Below are 24649 nucleotides of genomic sequence, written 5' to 3' on the forward strand. Positions count from 1 at the left end.
ATGCTGTCACGCACCGCCGATCACCTTTTCTGGATGTCACGCTACACCGAGCGGGCCGAAAACACCGCCCGCATGCTGGATGTGAACTACCAGACCGCGCTGCTGCCGCAATCCGACGCGGTGGCGCAAGTGGGCTGGCAGGGTCTCCTGAGCATCAGCGAACTCCTGCCTACCTACGAGGCTCTTCACGGTGAGGTCAATGCCCGCGATGTGATGGCCTTCATGGTGACGGACGAAAGCAATCCCTCCAGCATCGTGTCGTGCCTGAGCGCCGCGCGCGAGAACGCACGGGCGGTGCGCGGCACGCTGACTACCGAAGTCTGGGAAACCCAGAACCAGACCTGGCTGGAAGTCAAGCGCATGATCGAGTCTGGCGAGTTTGAACGTGACCCCGCGCAGTTTTTTGAATGGGTCAAGTTCCGCTCGCACCTTTCAAGAGGCGTGACGGTGGGCACGATGCTGATGGACGAAGCCCTGCACTTCATGCGGCTGGGCACGTTTCTGGAGCGGGCCGACAACACGGCCCGCCTGGTCGATGTGAAGTTCCATGCAGTGAAAGGCGATTTTTTGGGCAATGCCAAAGAGAAGGATCAGGAGTACGACTTCTACCACTGGAGTGCCATTCTGCGCAGCGTGTCGGGCTTTGAGGTCTACCGCAAGGTGTACCGCGATGTCATCAAGCCCGAGCGCGTGGCGGAACTGCTGATTCTGCGACCCGACATGCCGCGCTCGCTGCATGCCAGCCTGAATGAAGTGGTCAATAACCTGGCGCTGGTGGCCAATGAGCAGTCGGGCGAAACCCATCGCCGGGCCGGCAAACTGTGCGCCGAACTCAAGTACGGGCGCATCGACGAAATCCTGGCCACCGGACTGCATGCCTACCTCACGCAGTTCCTGGACCGCGTGAACGATCTGGGCGTCCACATCAGCCGGGACTTCCTGATTCCGTCCACGACCTGAAGCCAGTCGTTTCAGCGATTGATTTCCGCTGCGACCGCCTTGCCCAATTCAATGACCGCCAGCGCGTAGTAGCTGCTCCAGTTGTAGCGCGTGATGGCGTAGAAGTTTTCGGTGCCCGCCACGTAGCTGGGCGGCTCATCACCGTTTTGCAGTTCCACCAGCGCCAGCGGGCCGCTGTGCTGCAGGGCGGCGCCTTCCAGCACGGCCCCTTTGGCCTCGAAACTGGCGACGCTGAAGGTCGGCAGTATGTCGGGTGCCAACAGCGCGTTCATGTCGAGCCTGGTCGCATCGAAGCCCACCGGGTAATGGGTCGGCATGCCCGGCTGCCAGTTGAAGGCCTTGAAATAACTGGCGACCGAGCCAATGACATCGGCCGGACTGCTGAACAGGTCGACCTTGCCGTCGCCGTCAAAATCAATCGCATATTTGATCCAGCTCGATGGCATGAACTGGGGCATGCCCATGGCGCCGGCAAAGCTGCCGCGCAGTGCCAGCGGATCGACACTGGTGCGATGGGTCAGGCTCAAATACTGTTCCAGCTCGGCTTTGAAGAACTCGCTGCGTGCTGCGGCACGCGGGTGGCTGGCCGGAAAGTCAAAAGCCAGAGTGGTCAGCGCGTCGATCACGCGAAATGTGCCCATTTGCTGGCCGTAAATGGTTTCCACCCCGATGATGCCCACGATGATCTCGGCCGGCACACCGGTCTCGGCTTCGGCCCGCGCCAGTGTGTCGCGGTTGTCCTGCCAGAATTTGACACCGCTACTGATGCGAACCGGGTCGATGAAGCGGCTGCGGTAGACGCGCCAGTTCTTGGGTGTGCCCACCGGCGGCGGCTGAATGAATCTGGCAACCTGCGGAATATAACGGGCCTGCCCGATCGCCTGGCGCACCCACTCGAGGTCCAGGTCGCGCCGCGTCGCAATGTCATCGGCGGCGCGCATGGCGTCCTCGCGCTGGGCGTAGGCCGGACCGGGCAGCGCGGGCTGCCTGGAGTTCTGCGCAACAACCACTTTCCTATTTGAGCTTTTCCTGGCTTGAGCCCCCGTCGCTATTGCGCAGGCAGCTATAAAAACAGTAGCAATTGAGAGAAATTTAAGAATCACGTAGGCCAGACCAGTTGGTTGAGTTCGCGTTTCAGTGTAGCGAGGCGGGTGCTCGTTGTCCCAGGCGGCGCATAGCGCTGGGCCTCGAGGCGCAGCAGCCAATCGCGCACGGCCAGTGCGGACGGGTCTTGCGGACCGGCTTGCCTTGCCAACTGCTCCGCCATGGCACGCGGTGGGCTGTTGGGCGGTATGTTGATGCCCGCTTTTTGCAGGCGCCTGGCGGCGGCCTCCAGCAGCCGCAGCCAGGGGTCTTTGCGGCTGCGTTCCCACAGGGTCCACGCGGCACCTGACAGGCTGGCCAGCACCACGATGCCGATCAGCAGGTAAATCAGGTCTTCCCAGCTGGGCGACTCAAAGCCGATGTTCTTGAGCAGATTGAGCTGCTTGCCCTGCGTGTAGTTCAATATGCGCTGGTTCCAGCTGTTGTTGACGGCGTCCCACAAGGCACGCAGATTCAGGGCCAGTGCGGGGTTGACGTTGCCCAGCAGGGCTTCGGCGATGACGCCGCGCGGTGCCTGCAGGCGTTGCAGTGCGCCGATGCGCCCGGGCGCTACTGCGGAGGTCGGGTCGACCCGCACCCAGCCGCGGCTGGCGAGCCAGACTTCGGCCCAGGCGTGGGCGTCGCTCTGGCGCACCACGTGGAAGCCGTCGACCGCGTTTTGTTCGCCGCCCTGGTAGCCCGTCACGATCCGCGCCGGCACATCCAGCGCGCGCATCAGGATGACGAAGCTCGACGCAATGTGTTCGCAAAAACCCTCCTTGCGGTCAAACCAGAACTCGTCGGCCGTGTGCTGGCCGTACACGCCGGGGTCCAGCGTGTAGGTGTAGCCGCCGGTGCGCAGGCGCTCCAGCACGGCGGCCACCAGTTGCGCGTTATTGGCTCCGGTGTAGCGCGGGTCGCGTCGCAGGTCGGCAGCCAGTTGCAGCGTGCGCGGGTTGAAGCCTGCCGGCAGCTCGACATAGTCCTGCAGGCCCGCCATCTGGCGGGGCGGCCCGTGGCGGAAGTCCGGGTAGCTCTGGGCGCTGTAGCGCACCAGGTCTGCAATCGGGCGCTCGACCAGCCATTGCAGCTCGGGTGTCATGGTGGCGGCAAAACCACTCAATGCGGGCGGCGTCGGGGTGGCATCCAGCACCAGCAGCCAGGGGCGGTTGTTGGGTTCCAGTGTCACCTGGTATTTGACGGGCGGGCCCTGCACCTGCAGATTGGCGGGGGGCTGCATGCGGGCCGGGAAGCCCGAGCGCAGGGGTCGCCAGTCGCGTCCATCAAAGGTGGACAGCACCGGCCCGCGAAAGTACAGGTCGGACTGTCGCGGTGCGGCGCCTTCAAAGCGGACGCGCATGGCGATGCTGTCGTCCAGCGCCAGACTGGCGATGTTGCCCACCTGCATGCTGGCAGACAAGCCGCTGCGCCCACTCATGGCGTCCCCGGGGACACCCCATAGCGGTGCCATCCGTGGAAACAGCACGAACAGCACAGCCATGATGGGGGCCCCCAGCAGCGCCATCCAGCCGGCGGTTTTGGCGGCTTGCAGCAGGGGCGGTTTCCCAACCGGCATGTGGGCGTTGACCAGCGCAGTGAGCAGGCCCAGCAAGGCCACCAGCATGGCCGCTGCGGTGAGCAGGGACTGCGAGAAAAAGAAGTTGGTCAGCATCGTGAAGAAGCTGAGGAAAAACACCACGAAGGCGTCGCGCCTGGCCCGCAACTCCAGCGTCTTCAAGGCCAGCAGCACCACCACCAGGGTCACGCCGGCATCGCGTCCCAGCAGGGTCTTGTGGGTGAACAAGGTGGCGGCCACGGTCAGCACCAGCAGTGCCAGCAGCCACCAGCGGGAGGGCAGCGGCTGCACGGTCACGGCCAGCCAGCCGCGCCACAACAGGACGCCCGCCGCCAGCCCGCTGCACCACAACGGCAGGTTGCCTACTTGCGGCAGCACCACCCAGGCAATCACCACCAGCAAAAACAGCGTATCGCGGCTGTCCCGGGGCAGCCTGGCAAGGTGATTTCGCAGTTGATTGAACATGGTCGTCGCGATCGCCTCAGTGCCGCGCCAGCGCTTCCAGGCAGCGTTTCTTGTGCGCTTCGCCCCGGCTCGGCTTGATGTCCAGACCGGTCAGGCGCAAGCCGTAATCGACCCCGTGCTTCTCGGCCTGCAGCACCCAGGCGCACAGACGGGACAGCTGTTGTTCGGGGTGGCTGACGCCGGTCTGGTGCTGGTCCAGCCACAACTCAAAGTGCTGCGCCTGGGTCGTGTCCCGGCTCACCAGTTCGTCCGCCTTGGCGGCTTTTTTCCAGACCACCAGTTTCATCGGGTCGCCGCGGCGGTAGGCGCGCACGCCGTCGAATTCACCGGTGGATTGCCGGTGTGCTGCGGCGGCGCCTCCTGCCCGTGGCTCGCCCGGGGGCAAACGTGGCGGGAAGGGCTCCGGCGCCGGATACACCAGCACCTGGGCGGCGGGTCGCCACACCGTCCATACCCGAAAAGTGCCCAGAGGAAAACGCGTCTCTGCCGTCAGCGCCGGCACGCGGTGCAGGCCGCGGCGCTCGGGCTTGAACGCGATGTGCACCGTGGCCGTGCCCTGCGCCGGCACATCGGTCCACACCCAATGACCAGAACCCAGCACAGCCAGGCCAATGCCATGGCGGATGCTGCGCCGCCGGCTCTGGAGATTGATGCCAATCACGGCGCTAGCCCCCGCAAACTGTGCGTCAGGCGCTATCAAACTCATAGTGAGTCCACGCAGCGTGCCGTGGCACACGTGCATGCCCACGACGGCACTGCCAGCCAGCAGAAAGGTCAGCAGGTAGCCCAGGTTGAGCTGGTAGTTGATCGACGCCACCAGCAGCACGAGAATGGTGGCGCCGAGCATGAAACCAGGGCGGGTTGGCAGGATGTAGACGCTGCGCTGCGTCAGGGTGATGGTGTCGGACAGCGGCAGTCGGGCCTCGAACCAGCGCTGGAACCTCTGACGCAGATGCGCCCGCGGGTGTCGCAGTGGATTGGGCAGGATGTCGGGCATTCAGGGCAACACGACGGCGTCGATCATGGCGCGCACCTGCTCGACCGACCCGCGGCCTGCGTCGCCAACGGGAACCAGCCGGTGGGCCACGGTTTGCGGCAAGATGGCCTGCACGTCGTCCGGGGCCACATAGTCGCGGCCGCTCAGCAGCGCTTGCGCTTTCGCGGCGCGCACCACGGCAATGCCGGCGCGCGGGCTCAGGCCCTGCAGGAACCACTGGCCGGAACGGGTCGCGGCGATCAGGTCCTGCACGTAGTCCAGCAGCGGCGCGGCCGCATGAATCTCCAGCACCCTGGCCTGCAGCGTTTGCAGCTCCGACGCCGTCAGCAGGCTGGGCAGGGCGTCCACCATGTCACGGCGGTCATGGCCTGCCAGCAGGTCGCGCTCGGCGGCGCGGTCGGGGTAACCGAGCGAGATGCGCATCAGGAACCGGTCCAGCTGCGACTCCGGCAAGGCATAGGTGCCGAGCTGGTCGTGCGGGTTTTGCGTGGCAATGACAAAGAAGGGCGAGGGCAGGGGGCGGGTTTCGCCGTCCACAGTGACCTGTTTCTCTTCCATCGCTTCAAGCAGCGCACTCTGGGTCTTGGGGCTGGCGCGGTTGATCTCGTCGGCCAGCAGCACCTGCGCAAACAAGGGCCCCGGGTGGAACACAAAGGCCTCCTTGCCGCGCTCATACATCGACACGCCCGACAGGTCGCTGGGCATCAGGTCGGCGGTGAACTGGACCCGCGAGAACTGCAGGCCAAAAGTTCGGGCCAGCGCATGCGCCAGCGTGGTCTTGCCCACACCGGGCACGTCTTCAATCAGCAGGTGGCCACCGGCCAGCAGACAAGCCACGCAGTCTTGCGTTTGCGCAGGCTTGCCAACAATCACCGTGTTAAGCTGATCAACCAGTGATTTGAGTTTTTGTTGTGCATCCATGGCACGACGTTACCAAAAAAATTATGAGGCAGGGCTGCACTGTGACTATGACCGGATACTTTACCCACCGCGATTGCTGGAAACATGAAATGGGCGCGGGGCACCCCGAATGTCCGGAGCGGCTGGATGCCATTGAAGACCGCATCCTCATCTCCGGGCTGGATGTTGCCCTGGACCGGCGCGAAGCCCCGCTGGCACCCCTGACCGATATCGAACTGGCGCATGGCCGCATGCACGTCGCTTCCATCAGGGGATTGAGCGATGTTCTGCGGGAAGAGATTGAAGCCGGTGGCCCGACCCATGCCCAGGTCGACCCGGACACCTCGCTCAACGTCGACACCTGGGACGCGGCCCTGCGTGCCGCAGGCGCCGCGCTGGCTGCCACCGATGCCGTGATCGCCGGTGAGTTGCAGAACGCTTTTTGCGCTGTCCGTCCGCCGGGTCATCATGCCTGCCGCGACAAGGCGATGGGCTTCTGCTTTTTCAACAATGTCGCGATTGCCGCCAAGTACGCCCTGGAGCGCCACGGCTTGAAGCGGGTGGCGATCGTAGACTTTGACGTACACCACGGCAACGGCACGGAAGACATCGTGGGCGGCGATCAGCGCATCCTCATGGTGAGCTTTTACCAGCATCCGTTCTATCCCCTGGACCACACCCATTCCAATGCCAGCAACCTGGTCAATCTGCCGGTGCCGGCCTACACCAAGGGCATGGATGTGAGGGACCTCATCGAGAGCATCTGGATCCCGCGTCTGGAGGCTTTCCGCCCTGAAATGATCTTCATCAGCGCCGGCTTTGACGCGCACCGCGAAGACGACATGGGTCAGATGGGCTTGGTGGAGCAGGATTACGCCTGGATCACCCATCGCATCATGGACGTCGCCCGGCGTCACGCCAAGGGGCGCATCGTGTCCTGTCTGGAAGGCGGTTATTCCCTGAGTGCGCTGGGACGCAGTGTGGAGGCGCATATCCGGGTACTGGCCGATGTCTGAGACCCGCGTCCCTGACCTTGATGCCTGGATAGCGTCCCTGACCCAACCCGCCGCCCTGATCGAACTGGGGGCCCTGGCCTCATGCGCCGTGATCGCCTGGGCTGTCGCCGCGCTGGTCTGCCGGACCGTGGGTTCGCGCAGTTCCGCCTCCATCATGTTTGGCAAACGCATTGTGGACGGGGTGTTGTTTCCCCTGCTGCTGGTGTGCCTGGCCTATTTGGCGCGCGCCCTGTTGGTGAGCTGGGTCCCACTGGCAGTTTTCAAGATTGCCATGCCGGTTCTGATTTCCCTGCTGGTCATCCGCCTGGGGGTCAAGGTGCTGCAGGCAGCGTTCATGGACAGGCCGCTGGTGCGTGTTCTGGAGCGAACCATTTCCTGGGTCGCGTGGCTGGCCATGGTGTTGTGGGTCAGCGGGTTGCTGCCGGTGGTTCTGGAGGAGTTGGACCAGATTGTCTGGAAGGTGGGCGGCTCCAAAATGTCGGTGCGCACGATGATCGAGGGCGCCCTGACCGCGGGCGCCATGCTGATCGTCACCCTGTGGATTTCGTCGGCCATTGAGACGCGTCTGCTGCGCTCAGCCACCGGGGGTGAATTGTCCTTGCGCAAAGCGGCGAGCAACGCTACGCGAGCCTTGCTGATGTTCGTCGGCCTGATGCTGGCCGTATCGGCAGTCGGCATTGACTTGACTGCCTTCTCTGTTCTTGGCGGCGCGATCGGGGTTGGGGTCGGTTTTGGCTTGCAGAAGCTGGCGGCCAACTATGTCAGTGGATTCGTCATTCTGGCCGAACGCAGCATGCGCATCGGTGACAACGTGAGGGTGGACAATTTTGAGGGCATCGTCACGCAGATCAATGCCCGTTACACACTGATCCGCTCGCTGGCTGGCCGTGAGTCGATTGTCCCCAATGAGTTGCTGATCACGACCCGCGTGGAAAATCTGTCGCTGGCGGATTCGCGCGTGTGGCTGTTTTCCGTGGTCTCGGTTGGCTACGAAAGCGACGTGGACCTGGTGATGAGCCTGTTGACGCAGGCCGCACTGAATCAGGCGCGTGTGCTGCGGGACCCGGGTCCTTCCGTCAACCTCGTCGCCTTTGGTGTCGACGGGCTGGAGTTCAAAGTGGGTTTCTGGATTGCCGATCCCGAGAATGGCAGCGACAACTTGAGATCGTTGATCAATCTGGACATTCTCAAGTCTTTGCGTGAGAACCATATCGAGATTCCGTATCCGCAGCGCGTCGTTCACACCCGTGCGGCGTGAGGAAGCCGGTTTTCATGCAGGTATAATTTGAAAAAAGCACGGTCGTACTATTTTGTGTCCTGATGGCTGACTGTCGTGAGGATGACGAGGCTGACAGGTAACACAGCATAGAATCTCCGGGTTGACGTGCACGTCAATTCAAGTTGACGTGCACGTAAAGAAAATCGCCGAATTCGTAACTATCTGGAGTCATAGCAATGAAAGTCCTGGTCGCAGTCAAGCGCGTGGTGGACTACAACGTGAAGGTCCGCGTCAAGTCGGACAACACCGGTGTAGATATCGCCAACGTCAAAATGAGCATGAACCCTTTTGACGAGATCGCCATTGAAGAAGCCGTGCGCCTGAAGGAAAAAGGCGTGGTGACCGAGGTCATCGCCGTCTCCTGCGGCGTCACGCAATGCCAGGAAACCTTGCGCACCGCCATGGCCATTGGTGCCGACCGCGCCATTCTGGTTGAAACCACCGAAGAACTGCAGCCACTGGCGGTGGCCAAGCTGCTCAAGGCACTGGTCGACAAGGAACAGCCCGGCCTGGTGATCCTGGGCAAGCAGGCCATTGACGACGACTGCAACCAGACTGGCCAGATGCTGGCCGCCCTGGCCGACCTGCCGCAAGCCACCTTCGCCAGCAAGGTCGAAGTGGTGGACGGCAAAGCTTCCGTCACGCGTGAAGTCGACGGCGGCCTGGAGACCCTCTCCATCAGCCTGCCCGCCGTGATCACCACCGATTTGCGCCTGAACGAGCCGCGTTATGTGACGCTGCCCAACATCATGAAGGCCAAGAAAAAGCAGCTCGACATCTTCAAGCCCGAAGACCTCGGTGTTGACGTGTCACCCCGCATCAAGACCCTCAAGGTCATGGAGCCGCCCAAGCGCAGCGCCGGCATCAAGGTGCCAGACGTTGCCACCCTGGTGGCCAAACTCAAGAACGAAGCCAAGGTCATCTGAGGAGCACCACCATGACATCACTAGTTATTGCTGAACACGACAACGCGTCCATCAAGGGCGCCACCCTCAACACCGTGACCGCCGCCCTGCAGTGCGGCGGCGAGGTCCATGTGCTGGTGGCCGGTGCCAATGCCGGTGCGGCGGCGGCCGCTGCCGCGCAAATTGCCGGCGTGGCCAAGGTGCTGCACATCGACCACGACGGCCTGGCCCATGGCCTGGCCGAGAACATGGCGGCGCAGATTCTTGGCGTGGCCTCGAACTACAGCCACATCCTGTTTCCCGCCACCGCCTCGGGCAAGAACATTGCCCCCCGCGTCGCTGCCAAGCTCGATGTCGGCCAGATCTCTGACGTCACCAAAGTCGACAGTCCCGACACCTTCGAGCGCCCGATCTATGCCGGCAACGCCATTGCCACGGTGCAAAGCACCGACGCCATCAAGGTCATCACGGTGCGCACCACCGGCTTTGACGCCGCGCCCGCCAGCGGTGGCTCGGCCGCCGTGGAAAGCGTGGCCGCTTTGGCAGCCAGCGCCCAAGTCACCTTCATGGGCAGCGAGATCGCCAAGAACGATCGCCCCGAGTTGACCGCCGCCAAGATCATCGTCAGCGGTGGCCGTGCCCTGGGTTCCAGCGAGAAGTTCATGGAAGTCATAACGCCGCTGGCCGACAAGCTCGGTGCCGCCATGGGCGCATCGCGGGCGGCGGTGGACGCCGGCTATGCGCCCAACGACTGGCAAGTGGGCCAGACCGGCAAGATCGTCGCGCCGCAGTTGTATGTGGCGGTGGGCATCAGCGGTGCCATCCAGCATCTGGCCGGCATGAAGGACTCCAAGGTCATCGTGGCGATCAACAAGGATCCGGAAGCGCCGATCTTCTCGGTGGCCGACTATGGGCTGGAAGCGGATTTGTTCGTGGCGGTGCCCGAACTGATTGCTGCGCTGTAAGCCAACAAGAAAAAGGGCATCGCTTGCGATGCCCTTTTTTTTCGCGCCAATGCCTGAACCAGTGCCGTTGCGCACTTTTGTTTTCCCTTTTGGAGACTCGACATGAGTTACGTTGCCCCCCTCAAAGACATGCTGTTCAACATCAAGCATCTGGCCTACATTGACAGAATAGCGCAGTTGCCAGGCTTTGAAGATGCCGGTTTCGAGACCGCGCAAGCGGTGCTGGAAGAAGCGGCCAAGTTCAATGAGGGCGTGTTGAGCCCGCTGAACTGGGAGGGCGACAAGAATCCGTCGAGCTGGAAGGATGGCGTGGTCACGGCAACGCCCGGCTTCAAGGAAGCTTTCGAACAGTTTGCCCAAGGCGGCTGGCAAGGCCTGCAGCACCCGGTGGATTTTGGCGGCCAGGGTTTGCCCAAGACCATCGGCGCGGCGTGCGGTGAAATGCAGAACTCGGCCAACATGAGTTTTGCCCTGTGCCCGCTGCTGACCGACGGCGCCATTGAGGCGTTGTTGACTGCGGGTTCCGACGAGCTCAAGGCGACTTATCTTGAGAACCTGGTGAGCGGCAAATGGACTGGCACCATGAACCTGACCGAGCCCCAGGCCGGCAGTGACCTGGCCGCCGTGCGCAGCCGTGCCGAGCCGCAGGCTGACGGCAGCTACAAGGTGTTCGGCACCAAGATCTTCATCACCTGGGGTGAGCACGACATGGCCGAGAACCTCGTCCATCTGGTGCTGGCCCGCGTTACCGGCGCACCGGAAGGCGTCAAGGGCATCAGCCTGTTTGTGGTACCCAAATTCATGGTGAACAAGGACGGCTCACTCGGTGCGCGCAACGACGTGCATTGCGTCAGCATCGAGCACAAGATGGGCATCAAGGCCAGCCCGACCGCGGTGCTGCAATATGGCGACCACGGCGGCGCCATCGGTTACCTCGTGGGCGAGGAAAACCGCGGCCTGGAGTATATGTTCATCATGATGAACGCCGCCCGCTTTGGCGTCGGTGTGCAGGGCATTGCCATTGCCGAGCGCGCTTATCAAAAGGCGGTGACTTTTGCCAAGGACCGGGTGCAAAGCCGTCCCGTCGATGGCTCGCTGCCCACCAGCGGCCCCATCATCCATCACCCGGATGTGAAGCGCATGTTGATGACCATGCGGGCCTACACCGAGGGATGCCGCGCCATGGCCACTGTAGGTGCCGCGGCCTTTGACGCCGCGCACAATCACCCGGATGCCGAGACGCGCAAGCAGAACCAGGCTTTCTATGAATTCATGGTGCCGCTGATCAAGGGCTACAGCACCGAGATGAGCCTGGAGGTCACCTCGCTGGGCGTGCAGGTGCACGGCGGCATGGGCTTCATCGAAGAAACCGGCGCGGCCCAGTATTACCGCGACGCCAAAATTCTCACCATCTACGAAGGCACCACTGCCATCCAGGCCAATGACCTGGTGGGACGCAAGACGGCGCGTGACGGCGGCCAGACGGCCAGGGCCCTGGCCGCGCAGATTGAGGCAACCGAAGGCTTGTTGCTCAAGAGCGGCAGCGCCGACGCACTGGCTGTGGCGAAGCGCCTGAAGGTGGCCCGCGAGGCCTTCGTCGATGTCGTGAACTTTGTGGCGGGCGGGCTTGCCAAGGCCCCTGAAGGTGCCGCAAAGGCCAGCCCCAACGCCGTCTTTGCCGGCAGCGTGCCTTACCTCATGCTGGCCGGGAATCTGATGGCTGGCTGGCAGTTGGCCCGCGCGCTCCTGGTGGCGCAAGACGAGCTCGCGCAAGGCGTGGATGCCCCCTTCATGAAGGCCAAGATCATCACGGCACGCTTCTATGCGGACCACCTGTTGACCAAGGCCCCGGGCGTGCGGGACGCCATCATCGAAGGCGCTGACAGCGTGACCGCGCTGGCGCTGGATGCGTTCTGACCGCTTTCCAGCTCGCTATTAATTTGATAGCTGCTGTCGCCCGATTGACAAGGGCTAGAGGCCTATTTGTCCAATAATATTTGGATTCTTACGGAGATTTCATGTCCAAGCTGCCCGCACCCCTGAACCATCTGCCTTTCCCTGTGATCGGCTCCCCGCTGTTCATCATCAGCAACCCCAAGCTGGTCATTGCCCAGTGCATTGCCGGCGTGGTGGGCTCCATGCCCGCGCTCAACGCCCGCCCGGCAGAGCAGCTCGAAGAGTGGCTGATCGAAATCACCGGGGCGCTGGCCGCCTACAACAAGGCCAACCCTGACAAACCCGCCGCGCCCTTTGCCATCAACCAGATCGTGCACAAGAGCAATGACCGGCTGGAGCACGACATGGCGATGTGCGTCAAGTACAAGGTGCCCATCATCATCACCAGCCTGGGCGCGCGTGAAGACATCAACGCCGCTGCCCACTCGTATGGCGGTGTGGTGCTGCATGACGTCATCAACAACAAACACGCCCGCAAGGCGATCGAGAAGGGCGCTGACGGCCTCATCGCCGTGGCTGCGGGCGCTGGGGGCCATGCCGGCGTGAAGAGCCCGTTTGCGCTGATCCAGGAAATCCGCCAGTGGTTTGACGGTCCGGTGGCACTCAGCGGTGCCATCTCCACCGGCGACGCCGTGCTGGCCGCGCAGGCCATGGGCGCTGACTTTGCCTACATCGGCTCGGCTTTCATCGCCACCGAAGAAGCGCGGGCAGCAGAGGACTACAAACAGGCGATTGTCGACAGCAGTTCGGACGATATCGTCTACAGCAACCTCTTTACCGGGGTGCACGGCAACTACCTGGCGCCCAGCATCCGCAACGCCGGCATGGACCCCGACAACCTGCCGGTCAGCGACCCCAGCAAGATGAACTTTGGTGGCGACAAGTCCAAAGCCTGGAAAGACATCTGGGGTTGCGGCCAGGGCATTGGCGCCGTCAACAAGGTTCAGAGCGCCGCTGATTTTGTGGCCCAGCTCAAGCGCGAGTACGCCCAGGCGCGGGAACGCTTGCTGGCGATGAATTACGCCTGATTTGGCTGTAGCCCCCGCAGAATATGCGGGTGTAGCTACTTAAATCATAGCAACTGGCGGTTCGGGAAAGAGCACAGGCGGCTGCCCCGGCTCCCACGGCCCATACTTCGTCATCACCTGCTGGTAGATAGGCGAGTTCTCAAATGTGCCAAGCCAGGATGCCAATGCGGACCACGGCTGGCTGGCAAACCAGGCCGGGTCGGTGTGCGCAAACTGGCGCACGAAGGGGACGATCGCCACGTCCGCCAGGCTCTCTGGCTCACCTAGCAAATGACGATGCGCAGTCAGCCGCGTGTTGAGGTCGCCCAAGTACACAGCGCCTTGGGTTCGATGCGCAGCGGCTTCGGCCACGCCGTGCCGGTTGGGGTACTTGTAGCGGTCCAGATGAAACTTGAATTCGCCGTCGCAGCGCGCCACCAGTTGACGTGCATCCATCAACGCATCACTGTTCGCAGGCAGCCAGTGCAGGGGATCGTTGCGGCGCAAGGCCCACAACATGATGTCCAGGCTTTGGTCCACCACCTGCCCATCGGGCAGCACCAATACCGGCACCGTCCCTTTGGCTGATGCCTCCAGCAGGGCCGCTGGCTTGCGGGCCAGCACCACTTCACGCAACTCGCAGACCTGGCCGCTGGCGAGCAAGGCCAGGCGCGCCCGCATCGCGTAGGGGCAACGGCGAAAGGAATAGAGGACCGGGTAGGGCGCTGGCGTCATGCTGGTTGTGCTATGGCGCGGCAGGCCGTGGCAGCCGCACGCCAATAGGGGCCTGGTCGCCCCGCGCCTTGGCCAGTTCCCACTGGCGCTGGCGTTCGCGGGCGCTATTTTTCTGAGTTTCGCTGGTGGTGGCGTGGCATTTGGGGCAGCTCACGCCGGCCTCAAACAGGGGAGACGCCAGGTCGGCATCATCCAGCGGTTGCCGACAGGCCCGGCACAGGCCGTGATGCCCCGGCACCAGGCCGTGGCCCACGGACACCCGTTCGTCAAACACAAAACACTGGCCCTGCCACAGGCTCTGCGCCTCGGGCACTGTTTCCAGGTATTTCAGGATGCCGCCCTCCAGGTGGTAGACCTCGTCAAAACCCTGTGCACGCAACAGCGCTGTGGATTTTTCGCAGCGGATGCCACCGGTGCAAAACATCGCGACCTTCGGTTTCTTGCCGGAGGCCGGATTCAGGGCAGGCGCTTGCGCCACCCACTCGGGCAGTTTGGCAAAGCTCTTGATATCCGGGTCAAGCGCCCCGGCGAAGGTACCGATGCCCACCTCGTAGTCGTTACGGGTGTCCACCACCACCACTTCGGGGTCGCTGATCAGCGCGTTCCAGTCTTCCGGTTTGACATAGGTGCCCGCCATGCGGGTCGGGCTGATGCCGGGCACGCCCATGGTGACGATCTCGCGCTTGAGTCGCACTTTCATCCGGTAGAACGGTGATTTGGTTGACCAGGCTTCCTTGTGCTGCAGATCCGCCAGGCGCGGGTCACGCCGCAGATACGCCAGCACGGCATGCACGCCTGCCGCCGGCCCGGCAATGGTGCTGTTGATGCCCTCGGTGGCCAGCAGGATGATGCCTTTGACATCGTTGGCTTCGCAGCAGGCGAGCAGCGGCGCTTTGAGTTCAGCGAAGTCGGGCAGTTCGACGAATTTGTAGAAGGCGGCGGTCAGAAAGTCAGTCATGCCCCCATTTTCGCTTCAGTTGGAAGAGACACCCTTGTGCCGCGGCATCAAACGACCGCACCAAACAGCTTGCCGACAGCCGCCGTGATGGCCATCGCGAGCGCCCCCCAGAAGGTGACCCGCCATGCGCCAACCAGAACGCCTGCGCCGCCGACCCGTGCGGCGACGGCGCCCAACAAGGCCAGGAACACCAGCGACGTGCCGGACACCCAGGCAATCAGACTCGTTTCGGGCGCCAACGCCGTTACTGCCAGCGGCAGCGCGGCACCGACCGCAAAGCTGGCCGCCGACGCCAATGCGGCCTGAATTGGCCGGGCGCTAAGGGTCTCGGAGATGCCGAGTTCATCGCGCGCGTGGGCGCCGAGGGCATCGTGTTGCATCAGTTGCTCAGCCACCTGCTGCGCCAGGCCGGACTCAAGCCCACGTGCGACATAGATGGCCGCCAACTCGCGGCGTTCCGCGGCGGGATCCGCCTCCAGCTCGGCGCGCTCGCGTGACAGGTCGGCGGTCTCGGTATCTGACTGCGAATGCACTGAGACATATTCACCCGCCGCCATCGACATGGCGCCGGCCACGAGCCCTGCGATACCGGTCACCAGAATGTCGGCGTGGCTGGCACTGGCAGCCGCGACGCCGACCACCAGACTGGCAGTCGAAACAATGCCGTCGTTGGCGCCGAGTACGGCAGCGCGCAGCCACCCAATGCGATCCGTTCGGTGGCGTTCAGTGTGGCGGCGAAATGTTTTCATGGTGGAATGCGGTTGTGGGCCAGGGAGAGTTGAAGACTGCCAGCGATTGTCGCCTTGGGGCCAGCATGACCTGGTACTCCGGCGCCTGTACCGCGGACGAGCACTGCGCCGAATCGCAGTGCGTCGACAAGATTGGCCTCGGCGACTGTCTCGAAGGCGGCAGCGTTCACAGCGCGCACACCAGTGCGGGCCTGCGGTTGTTCGCCTCGAATGATCACGCAAGTACCCCAGACGCACAACGCCTGGCGTCAGGGGCGAGCCATGGCAGCTTCATGCTTGTGCTTCAAGATGAAGCTTCAACCTTCGGAGATCAGTGCGCACCTGCTTAAGGAATACGAACTTGAGAATTGGCTCAAGCAGGCGAAGGAAGCCGACAGGACGAAGCGTCAAGGAGTATGTGAATACCGTGCCAGTGCCGCTGGCAACAAACTCGCGAGTTCCATCGCATGGAACCGGGCCTGACAGACTGCGAAAAGCCGTGCGAAAGGACGAGTATTCCGTGACCTCTGCCACTGTGACGGCCGTGCGTCCCATGCTGCGCATGGTTTCTCGTGTGCGGGTGCCGATGCCGGGAGGGCCGCTTGATTCGTACGACATGGCCAGAACGCCTTTGCGCCACAAAGGGTCGTTCGCATAGTCTCCCGCGAATGCAAAGACAGCTTCCGGCGGGCGCCCAATTTTTTCTGAGATTGAAACAGTGAACATCGTATCTTCAGAGGCTTGATGTGATGGATGCCGCAGGCGTTGCCTGCCGCAAAGAGCGGGTGCTGCGGCGTTACGTGATTGCTGAGTATCGCGCGTAGATCTGCTCGCGGCAGCGGGGATCGACATTGACGCGGTCGAGATCGCCCCTCACATGCGATAACGCCAATAGCCGGGGGTCCATGACCTTGAACCACAGGGGCGGCACGTAGGCAAGGGGAAACATGCCAAAGTAGCCGCTCGGCAGTTGCGGCAACTGCTCGAAGTGACGCAATGACTGGTAGCGGCGCGACGGATAGGCGTGATGGTCTGAATGCCGTTGCAGATGGAAGGTTGCCAGATTGGTGACCAGGTGGTTGGTGTTCCACGAATGGTGCGGTTTGGGGGTTTCATACTTGCCGTTTGCCAGGCGGTCGCGCAGCAGTCCATAGTGTTCGACGTAGTTGGCCGACGTCAGTTGCCACCAGGCAACCACGTTGTGCACGGCCAGGAATGGCAGCATGACCCATCCGAATGCGAAGATCAGGCCCAGTTGCAGCACCGCCGTGACGGCGTAAGACTGGAGCATGGTGTTGTGCACGCTCCATACGGATTTGTGCTCCTTGGCGAGGCGCTCCTTCTCCAGTTGCCAGGCGCGGCGGATGCCGCCGGGCAACTCCCGAAGGGCGAAGCGATAGATGCTCTCGCCCATGCGCGAGCTGGCGTGATCTTCAGGTGTGGAGACCCAGCGATGGTGGCCGCGCCCGTGCTCAACCGTGAAATGGCCGTAGGCTGGCACCGCCAGAACCAGGCGCGCCAGCCATTGCTCGATCCGGTTGTGCTTGTGCCCGAGTTCATGGCCGGTGTTGATGCCCAGGCCCGAATCCGTACCCGCCACATAGGCGAAAATGAGGATCGCCCACCATGACAGTGAATGGGTGCCGACCCACCATGCGCAACCGATCAGCGCGACAAAGTGAAGTGGCACGGTGGCCCAGGTCAACCACCTGTAATAGCGGTCTTCCTCCAGTTGCGGCACAACGGCCTCAGGCGGATTGTTCTGGTCTTCGCCGATCAGGTAGTCCAGCAACGGCATGAGGCCGTAGCTGATGACGAGTGGCAGGCCCAGCGCGATTTGGAGGCCGCTGGCTGCATGCGCCGCTATCCCGACAAAGGGGAGCAGCGGAAAGACAACTGACAGCAGCCACCACCACCGCTTTCGGTCGCGGTATTCGGTGCGCCCAAGGTGTGGATCGACTGCGGCATAAAGCTTCGTCATGTTCGTTCTCCTGCTGGATTGTCGGCATTATTGATCAACTGCGCGCAAAATTGGCGTTGTGTCAATGCTGCAGCCGGGTCAGCACCGCCTGGCTGGTGAGTTCACGCAATGCATCGGCCGCAATCCAGCGCGCAGACCGCGAGCCCTGCTGCTGAATGCGCTTTGCGGCGGCAATGGCCGCCGTGTTGAGTGTTGGGCTGCGCTTGCCGATATTGCGCAGCGCCCAGTTCACGGCCTTCCTGACATAGTTGCGTTCGTCCCCGGCCGCTGCTTCGATCAGGGACAGGGCCGCCGTAAAGCGTTCGTCGCTGGCCTCTTTGTCATGCACGGCCAGGGTGGCCAGCAGCGAAAATGCCGCGCGGCGCACAAATTCGCCGGGGTGCGTGGCCCATTCCGGCACCTTGCGCCAGGCCAGCGGAGAGCTCAGGAAGGCGCTGCCGCAGACCTGGTCGCAAACGTCCCAGGACCGAAAACCCTCGGCCCAGGCATCCATCTGCCGCGATGTCAATCTGGCGGGCTCGGCCACCATGCCGGCCACGATTCGGGCATCAGGGATGCCGGTGTCCCACAACGCGAGAGCCAGCGCATGGTCGTGGCCCAGGGTTTTGGCGATGCGGCGCATCGCCGGCATGGACAAGCCCAGGCGCTGCTCAATGGCAATGCCAAATCGCGCCATACCAGCCAGTTCGGCAGGGCGGGCACCTCGTTGCAGCAGAGCGAGCGCGTCGCTCAGGCGGGTCATGGTCGCATCGCGTGGAGAACGCATAATTACCCTAAGGGATGACCAGAAAAAAGCAGGATGATGAACCCAGGAATGACGTATATCAAGACGGACAGTGGCCGGGCTGAGGTTGCCGGACGCAGTCGTGCCCTGAGTGCAGTGCAGCGGCGTGTTCTGATCGTGGTCGATGGCAAGAAGTCGGTCAACGATCTGGGGGCTTTTGTGCGGGTCGGCGAATTGGAGGTGGCACTGGAGCACCTTCTGCGTGAAGGACTGATCGAGTCGACGGATTTCGTCGCGCCCCTGCAGTTGCCCGCAGCGCCCGGTTTCGCCGCAGCGCCAGTCGATGCGACTGAGCCGCGCCGGGCGGCAACCTGCCCGCAGGAATTCGAAAAGGTGCGGGACGAAGCGTCACGCTTCGTGTCGGATCGACTGGGTGCCGCAGGCCTGCCCATTTGCGAGGCCATTGACCGCTGTAGCAGCCCCGCCGAACTGCGCAAACTGCTGCGCGGCGTGGAGATTTTTATCGGCCAACGACTGAGCGCGGAGACCACGCAGGCCTTCGCGCGCCATTTCGGCTCATTGCTGCTGTAAAGGCCCGCTCTTGCTCAGCGCACTTGCAGTCGATTGATGTACTCAACAAGTGCGAGGACGCGCGAGCGCACATAGGCCTCAGGGTTGTACGGTACATCGAAGTAGTACTCTGCCGCCTGGATGCGGTAGTCGTTCCCCCATATGGGCATGTCGCGCGTCCCATGACTGGCGATGTTGGCCCCCTCAATGGATTCGTACACGCGGTTCATCGGAAACACTCCGCCATTGCTCTTGGCCAAGGTCGTCAGATCCGGCGGGCTGCGTCGCAACATTTCCAGATAGGGGCCGTTTCCTTTGCCGGAGGTGCCATGACAGACGGCGCAACTTGAGTCGAACTCCCGTTTGCCGAGGTCAACCTTGGTCGTCTGCGCAAAGGCTACGCCACTGAGCAGCGTGAGCGCGATCAAGGACGCCGGTATCTTCGCGGAATATGAATACTTCATCTTCTCTCTCCTGGTTATTGAACTGCACAATGACAGGTGCCATGCGGCGGGTGCTCGCAACGCATGGAAACTGTAAGCGGATCAACAGAATGAAGATTGACTATTCGCAACGAAACGGCGGCTTCGACTAGTCGCCCGGGGGCCAGTCGGTGAATGGAAATGGGGGGTCTTCGGTGGCGAAGCTGACGAAGTTGGCAATCTGGCCCTGGTAGCGCCCCAGACTGCGGCCAAATGCCATCAGGCGCGAATTGGGCGCGTCGCTGAGCAGCGCCAGCACAAACTGGATGATGGCCACGCAAGCCAGCAGTGTGCTGGCCAACTGGTAGGCCAGGGCCATCAGGATCATCAGGAGACCCCGCATCCAGATGTTGCGAGTGGGTGCGGAAGAGATGGGTTGCTCATTCATGGTCATTCCCCTCAAAAAAGAAAGTTCATGGCGCTGAGGAAAACAGCCCGGAGGTGATCTCATACGAACGCAGCCGCTGCGCATGGTCATATATTTGCGAGGTGATCATGAGTTCATCGGCGCCGGTGCGCTCAATGAACGCGTTCAAGCTGGCGCGCACGGTGCGAGGTGCCCCGATGGCAGAGCAGGACAGCACACTGTCCAGCAAGGCGCGCTCTGCAGGACCGACCCGATTGGGGTAATCGGCCACGGGCGGTGGCAGGCGGGCCGGGCGCCCGCTGCGCAGGTTCACAAAGGCCTGCTGCATCGAGGTGGCCCGAAATGCCGCTTCTTCGTCGCTATCGGCCGCGAACACATTGAAGCCCAGCATCACATAGGGCTTCGCCAGCCGCGCCGACGGACGAAAGTTGGCCCGGTACAACGCAATGGCCTGCATCATTTGCTGCGGCGCAAAATGCGACGCAAAGGCGTAGGGCAGACCCAGCATGGCGGCCAGTTCTGCGCCAAACAGGCTGGAGCCCAAAATCCAGATGGGCACGTTCAGGCCCTGGCCCGGCACTGCGCGCACCGGGTTTCTTGATTCCGCGGAGAAGTAATCCATCAGTTCGACGACATCGCGGGGGAATTCATCGGCGTCGGATGCCAGGTTGCGGCGCAGGGCGCGTGCGGTGATCTGGTCCGAGCCGGGCGCCCGGCCCAGTCCGAGGTCAATGCGGTCGGGGTACAGCGATTCCAGCGTGCCAAACTGTTCGGCAATGACCAGCGGCGAATGGTTGGGCAGCATGACGCCGCCTGCGCCGACCCGAATGGTGGACGTGCCACCGGCCACATATCCCATCAATACCGAGGTCGCGGCGCTGGCGATACCCGGCATGCCGTGATGCTCGGCCAGCCAGTAACGCTGGTAGCCCCAGCGTTCAGCGTGCTGGGCCAGGTCCAGGCTGTTGCGAAAAGACTGCGCAGCATCGCCGCCCTGCACGATGGGGGAGAGGTCGAGAACAGAAAATGGAATCATTGGATCTAGATGGAGTCGTTCAATAGAATCACAAGCACCGATCGCGCAGCACGGTGATCTGCACGATTCGGGTTGACAATGCAGCATTAAAACCCATTCATCCCGGCAACTGTGGCGACGCTCAGACGCATTCCCCGAAGTCATCATTACCATGTGTACGTGGTCGAGTTGTCCGACGAAGTATGGAACGTGGGCCGCTTTCGCAATGCCAACCCCGACTACCAGCTGGGCAAACCCTTTGTCTACGTGGGCATGACGGGTCTTGACCCGGATGTGCGTTTTGACAAACACATGGCAGGCATTCAGAGTAATGTGTTTGTGCGCAAGTGGGGCCTGCGCTTGCTGCCCCCGCTGTATGCCATGTACAACCCCATGCCCTATGAAGGCGCACGCGACATGGAGGTGGAGCTGGGGATTGCGCTACGTGCTGCTGGCTATGGCGTCTGGCAGGCTTGACAAGACCTGGACCCCATCGAGGCCACGAAATTTATGAAACCTGTCTAACGGATCACGAAAATGCCTATTTCCAGCCTGGCTTCTGGCCAGCTTCGCGTCACCATCGATCCTGTATCGCTCGGCTTCTCCGACACCTCCGAGTTGCTGCAACTCCCGCTGCCCTGGATTGGGCAGGAGCGGGCGGAAGCCGCGGCGCGCTTTGGTCTGGGCATGGATCAGCCCGACTACAACCTGTTTGTCCTGGGTGAGGTGGGCAGCGGGCGATCATCGTTGCTGCAGCAGGTCATGCAGGCGGTGGCTGTCAGCAAGGCGGTGCCGCCGGATTTGTGTTACCTGCACAACTTTGACGCACCAGAAAAACCGCGCGCGCTGCGCATGCCACCCGGCCAGGGTCGTTTGCTCCGCCAGCTCATGGTGCAGATGTGCAAGACACTGCAGAAGGAAATTCCCCAGCGTCTGGATGGCCAGGATTTCAAGTCCGACAGCGAGCGCATTGAGAACAGCTACAAGCTCGAAGAAGCCAAGGCCTATGCTGAACTCGCCGCCTTTGCAGAAACCCGCAGTTTTGCCCTGTACCGCGAGAACGGTCATCTGGTATTTACCTTGCTGGGTGAAAAAGGCAATGCACTGACCGAAGCGGAGGCGCGCTCTTTGCCCAAGGAGCGACGTACCCAGGTTGAGCAGGCCGAGCAGGAATTGCGGGAGGAAATCACCCGCTATCTGGACAAGACGAGGCCCATGGAGCGGGTCATGAATGAAGGCATGGCCGCGCTGCGCCGCCAGGTGATCAAGCCGCTGCTGGACCGGGAAATTCAGGAAATCCGGGTCGGCTTGAAGAAGCAGATCAAGGACTCGGTCAAGCTCGGGGCCTACCTGGAGCAGGTCATGCACGACGTGCTGGACAACCTGGAGTTGTTCAGGGTGTCCGATGTCGACGAAGAGCTTCGGCAAGAGGAACTGGCGGATGTCCTGTCCCGCTACCGGGTGAACCTGCTGGTGGACAACGAGGCGCTGGCGGGGGCGCCGGTGATCATCGAGAACAATCCGTCGTTCCGATCGCTGTTTGGCAGCGTTGAGTACCAGCCGGAAGAAGACGTGTTGTTGACGGATTTCTCCCGCATCCGGGCCGGCAGTCTGCTCAAGGCGCATGGCGGCTTTCTGATGCTGCATTTGCGCGACCTGCTGACCGATGAATTGGTGTGGGAAAAGCTGCGGCGCTTCTTGCGCACCGGCAGACTGCAGATCGAAGAGCCGAGTACGGTCATTGCACCGATTGCGTCAGTGTCGCTGGAGCCCGAGGCGGTGGATGTGGAGGTCAAGATTGTCCTGATTGGCTCCACCGAACAGTACTATGAATTGCAGGAGGCCGACCCGGAGTTTGCCCGGCGTTTTCGGGTCAAGGTGGACTTTGCCGAGAGCTTTTCGGCCAATGCCCAAACCTACGGTGCTTCGGCCGTCTTTGTGGCGCATACCTGCAGACGATTGGGACTGCCGCATTTTTCCGTCGCCGCCGTGGTACGCCTGCTGGAGGACTCGCACCGTCAGGTGGATGACCAGACGCGCCAGAGCGCGATTTTTTCACACGCCGAAGGCCTGGTGATGGAGAGCGCTGCCGTGTGCCGCGCCCGCGCCGGCACCCTGGTGGAGGCGGCCGATGTTGAGACCGCATTGCAGGCGCAAACCCGGCGCCATGACTACCCTGACCAGCGCCTGCAGGAATCTGTCACTGACGGTGACCGGCTGATCAGTCTGCATGGCTCGAAAACGGGCCAGATCAACGGCCTGACACAGATCGATCTGGGGGACTACCGCTTTGGTTTTCCGGTGCGGGTGACGGCGCGCACGTATGCCGGCAACGAGGGTTTGCTCAACATCGAGCGTGAGGTGGAGATGTCCGGCCCCATCCACGACAAGGGCGTTCTCATATTGCACAGCTACCTGTCGGCACTGTTCGCCCATATTGCGCCGTTGGCGCTCAATGCCGCCATCGTGTTTGAACAGGAATACATGGGCGTCGAGGGAGATTCGGCGTCGTGCGCCGAGTTCTATGCGGTCCTGTCTTCGCTTTCGGGCTTGCCCCTGAAACAAGGCATCGCAGTAACGGGTGCGGTCAACCAGCATGGTGAAGTGTTGCCGGTAGGCGGGATCAACGAAAAAATAGAAGGCTACTTTCGGATCTGCGAAACGGCCGGGCTCGATGGCACGCAGGGCGTGCTGATTCCCCAGCGCAACCGGCGTTACCTGATGCTGGAAAGCAAGGTCGTGGCTGCCGTCAGCAAAGGTCTATTCCATATCTACACGGCAGAGCACGTGAGCGACGGCATGGAACTGCTCACTGGATGCCCATCGGGCATGGCGGGCGCGGAAGGCGAGTATGCGCCGGACAGCGTGCTGGGCCGAGCCCAAGAAACGCTGCAGGCCTACCGCCGCGCCTGCCAGGTGGCGAGCCACACGAAGGTGCCCCGCAAGCGTCTGCGCTGATTGACACCCATTGACGCCAGTCAGCCGCGCAGGGTCTGGTTGAAGAACGCCAGCGTGCGGTCCCAGGCGAGTTTGGCGCTGGCGGCGTCAAAGCGTGGCGTGGTGTCGTTGTTGAAGCCGTGCTGGGTGCCGGGATATTGATGCGCCGCATAGCGCACCGCTGCTGCCTTGAGCGCGGCTTCATAGGCAGGCCAGGCGGCGTTGATGCGCTCGTCGACGCCGGCAAAGTGGATGAGCAGCGGGGCCTTGACTTTGGCGGCGTCTTCGGCGGCGGGATGGTTGCCATAGAAGGACACGGCGGCGTCGAGGTCAGGCAGGCGCGTGCTCAGCATGTGAGCCACGCCGCCACCGTAGCAAAACCCGACGGCCCCAATTTTGCCGCTGCAGTCTGCCCGGTTTTTCAGGTAGCTGCTCGCCGCCACAAAATCTTCACTGGTTTTCTTCTGGTCGAGTTTGGCAAAGAGTTCGCGTGCCTTGTCTTCGTCGCCGGGATAACCGCCCAGCGGCGTCAGTGCATCGGGCGCGAAGGCCATGAAATTGTCCAGCGCCAGGCGCCGCACGATGTCTTCAATGTGCGGATTGAGGCCGCGATTTTCATGGATCACCAGCACGCCGGGCAATTGGCCGCTCGCATTTGCCGGGCGAGCCAGATAGCCTTTGACCGTGCCTGTGCCGGTGGGCGAAGGGTATTGAACACGCTCGGTCTTGAGTCGCCCATCGTTCGGTGGCACCTGTTGTGCCTGCGCAAATTTCGGACTGAGCGCGCTGAGCAGCATACCGGCTGTCATGCCCGCCACCGCAAATTTCTGGGCGCCTTCCAGAAAGCCGCGGCGGTCAATACTGCCGTGCACATAGGCGTCAAAGAGAATCAGCAGTTCCTGGTCAAAGTCTTGCGCAGTTTTTCGTTTCATGGGGTGCTTCCAAAAAAATGCAGCATAGCGATGCCACGCGAGGCTCGCAATGCCGGCGCACAAGACGGCATGAACAGTGGGGTTAACACGAACCCAAACGAATGCACAATC

General features: G+C 62.3%; 24 protein-coding genes. 10 read left to right on the forward strand and 14 right to left on the reverse strand.

Annotated features, from left to right (window positions below):
• A complete protein-coding gene (locus tag Q7T10_RS05920; protein ID WP_304746881.1) occupies positions 1–960 on the forward strand; it encodes an alpha-E domain-containing protein in 960 nt (319 codons plus the stop codon).
• Between the two features lie 11 nt (positions 961–971).
• Here the strand turns inward: Q7T10_RS05920 and mltB are convergent, their stop codons facing one another.
• From mltB to Q7T10_RS05940, 4 genes are all read right to left on the reverse strand, one after another.
• Positions 972–1901, reverse strand: a complete 930-nt coding sequence (gene mltB / locus Q7T10_RS05925; RefSeq protein ID WP_304746934.1) for a lytic murein transglycosylase B — start codon at positions 1899–1901, stop codon at positions 972–974.
• A gap of 158 nt (positions 1902–2059) precedes the next feature.
• Positions 2060–4084, reverse strand: coding sequence for a DUF3488 and transglutaminase-like domain-containing protein (locus Q7T10_RS05930; protein ID WP_304746882.1), 2025 nt, complete (start codon positions 4082–4084; stop codon positions 2060–2062).
• Positions 4085–4100: 16 nt separating this feature from the next.
• Positions 4101–5081, reverse strand: a complete 981-nt coding sequence (locus Q7T10_RS05935; protein WP_304746883.1) for a DUF58 domain-containing protein — start codon at positions 5079–5081, stop codon at positions 4101–4103.
• A complete protein-coding gene (locus Q7T10_RS05940) occupies positions 5082–6002 on the reverse strand; it encodes a MoxR family ATPase (RefSeq protein WP_304746884.1) in 921 nt (306 codons plus the stop codon).
• A gap of 41 nt (positions 6003–6043) precedes the next feature.
• On the opposite strand from Q7T10_RS05940, the gene Q7T10_RS05945 reads away from it, so the two are divergent.
• The 6 genes from Q7T10_RS05945 to Q7T10_RS05970 all read left to right on the forward strand — a co-directional run bounded on the left by Q7T10_RS05945 (position 6044) and on the right by Q7T10_RS05970 (position 13130).
• Entirely contained in the window at positions 6044–6997 is a 954-nt protein-coding gene (locus Q7T10_RS05945; protein ID WP_304746885.1) for a histone deacetylase family protein, read from the forward strand.
• The gene (locus tag Q7T10_RS05950; protein WP_304746886.1) at positions 6990–8255 is read left to right on the forward strand and encodes a mechanosensitive ion channel family protein; all 1266 of its coding nucleotides are present in this window, start codon (positions 6990–6992) and stop codon (positions 8253–8255) included. The genes Q7T10_RS05945 and Q7T10_RS05950 overlap by 8 nt, the downstream gene beginning before the upstream one ends.
• A gap of 197 nt (positions 8256–8452) precedes the next feature.
• Positions 8453–9202: an electron transfer flavoprotein subunit beta/FixA family protein gene (locus Q7T10_RS05955; RefSeq protein WP_304746887.1), complete on the forward strand. Its 750-nt coding sequence runs from the start codon at positions 8453–8455 to the stop codon at positions 9200–9202.
• A gap of 11 nt (positions 9203–9213) precedes the next feature.
• The gene (locus tag Q7T10_RS05960) at positions 9214–10146 is read left to right on the forward strand and encodes an electron transfer flavoprotein subunit alpha/FixB family protein (RefSeq protein ID WP_304746888.1); all 933 of its coding nucleotides are present in this window, start codon (positions 9214–9216) and stop codon (positions 10144–10146) included.
• A 102-nt stretch (positions 10147–10248) separates the two neighbouring features.
• Complete coding sequence (locus Q7T10_RS05965) at positions 10249–12063, forward strand: acyl-CoA dehydrogenase (protein WP_304746889.1); 1815 nt, start codon at positions 10249–10251, stop codon at positions 12061–12063.
• A 101-nt stretch (positions 12064–12164) separates the two neighbouring features.
• Positions 12165–13130, forward strand: coding sequence for a nitronate monooxygenase family protein (locus tag Q7T10_RS05970; protein ID WP_304746890.1), 966 nt, complete (start codon positions 12165–12167; stop codon positions 13128–13130).
• Positions 13131–13169: 39 nt separating this feature from the next.
• Here the strand turns inward: Q7T10_RS05970 and Q7T10_RS05975 are convergent, their stop codons facing one another.
• The 6 genes from Q7T10_RS05975 to Q7T10_RS06000 all read right to left on the reverse strand — a co-directional run bounded on the left by Q7T10_RS05975 (position 13170) and on the right by Q7T10_RS06000 (position 18253).
• Positions 13170–13844, reverse strand: coding sequence for a glutathione S-transferase (locus tag Q7T10_RS05975; RefSeq protein WP_304746891.1), 675 nt, complete (start codon positions 13842–13844; stop codon positions 13170–13172).
• A gap of 10 nt (positions 13845–13854) precedes the next feature.
• Entirely contained in the window at positions 13855–14802 is a 948-nt protein-coding gene (locus Q7T10_RS05980) for a rhodanese-related sulfurtransferase (protein ID WP_304746892.1), read from the reverse strand.
• Positions 14803–14849: 47 nt separating this feature from the next.
• A complete protein-coding gene (locus Q7T10_RS05985) occupies positions 14850–15551 on the reverse strand; it encodes a VIT family protein (RefSeq protein WP_304746893.1) in 702 nt (233 codons plus the stop codon).
• A 270-nt stretch (positions 15552–15821) separates the two neighbouring features.
• Entirely contained in the window at positions 15822–16382 is a 561-nt protein-coding gene (locus tag Q7T10_RS20810) for an SRPBCC family protein (protein WP_370653735.1), read from the reverse strand.
• Positions 16327–17511, reverse strand: a complete 1185-nt coding sequence (locus tag Q7T10_RS05995; RefSeq protein ID WP_304746895.1) for an alkane 1-monooxygenase — start codon at positions 17509–17511, stop codon at positions 16327–16329. Before Q7T10_RS05995 ends, Q7T10_RS20810 begins: the two co-directional genes overlap by 56 nt.
• A gap of 61 nt (positions 17512–17572) precedes the next feature.
• Complete coding sequence (locus tag Q7T10_RS06000; protein ID WP_304746896.1) at positions 17573–18253, reverse strand: DNA alkylation repair protein; 681 nt, start codon at positions 18251–18253, stop codon at positions 17573–17575.
• A 72-nt stretch (positions 18254–18325) separates the two neighbouring features.
• Here Q7T10_RS06000 and Q7T10_RS06005 point away from each other — a divergent pair, with 72 nt between their 5' ends.
• Positions 18326–18826: a hypothetical protein gene (locus Q7T10_RS06005; protein ID WP_304746897.1), complete on the forward strand. Its 501-nt coding sequence runs from the start codon at positions 18326–18328 to the stop codon at positions 18824–18826.
• Positions 18827–18840: 14 nt separating this feature from the next.
• Here Q7T10_RS06005 and Q7T10_RS06010 read toward each other — a convergent pair whose 3' ends face one another.
• From Q7T10_RS06010 to Q7T10_RS06020, 3 genes are all read right to left on the reverse strand, one after another.
• On the reverse strand, positions 18841–19269 hold the full coding sequence (locus tag Q7T10_RS06010; protein WP_304746898.1) for a c-type cytochrome: 429 nt from the start codon (positions 19267–19269) through the stop codon (positions 18841–18843).
• 127 nt (positions 19270–19396) lie between these two features.
• Positions 19397–19675 carry a DUF4389 domain-containing protein gene (locus tag Q7T10_RS06015; protein ID WP_304746899.1) on the reverse strand — a complete coding sequence of 93 codons (279 nt, stop codon included), beginning with the start codon at positions 19673–19675 and terminating at the stop codon, positions 19397–19399.
• Between the two features lie 25 nt (positions 19676–19700).
• Positions 19701–20690: an LLM class flavin-dependent oxidoreductase gene (locus Q7T10_RS06020; protein ID WP_304746900.1), complete on the reverse strand. Its 990-nt coding sequence runs from the start codon at positions 20688–20690 to the stop codon at positions 19701–19703.
• A 111-nt stretch (positions 20691–20801) separates the two neighbouring features.
• Here Q7T10_RS06020 and Q7T10_RS06025 point away from each other — a divergent pair, with 111 nt between their 5' ends.
• Positions 20802–21146: a hypothetical protein gene (locus Q7T10_RS06025; RefSeq protein ID WP_304746901.1), complete on the forward strand. Its 345-nt coding sequence runs from the start codon at positions 20802–20804 to the stop codon at positions 21144–21146.
• 60 nt (positions 21147–21206) lie between these two features.
• A complete protein-coding gene (locus Q7T10_RS06030) occupies positions 21207–23627 on the forward strand; it encodes a Lon protease family protein (RefSeq protein WP_304746902.1) in 2421 nt (806 codons plus the stop codon).
• 20 nt (positions 23628–23647) lie between these two features.
• Here the strand turns inward: Q7T10_RS06030 and Q7T10_RS06035 are convergent, their stop codons facing one another.
• Positions 23648–24538: a dienelactone hydrolase family protein gene (locus Q7T10_RS06035; protein WP_304746903.1), complete on the reverse strand. Its 891-nt coding sequence runs from the start codon at positions 24536–24538 to the stop codon at positions 23648–23650.
• Between the last annotated feature and the right edge of the window lie 111 nt (positions 24539–24649).

Origin of the sequence: Rhodoferax sp., from assembly GCF_030646845.1 — a bacterium.
Taxonomy (GTDB): domain Bacteria; phylum Pseudomonadota; class Gammaproteobacteria; order Burkholderiales; family Burkholderiaceae_C; genus Rhodoferax.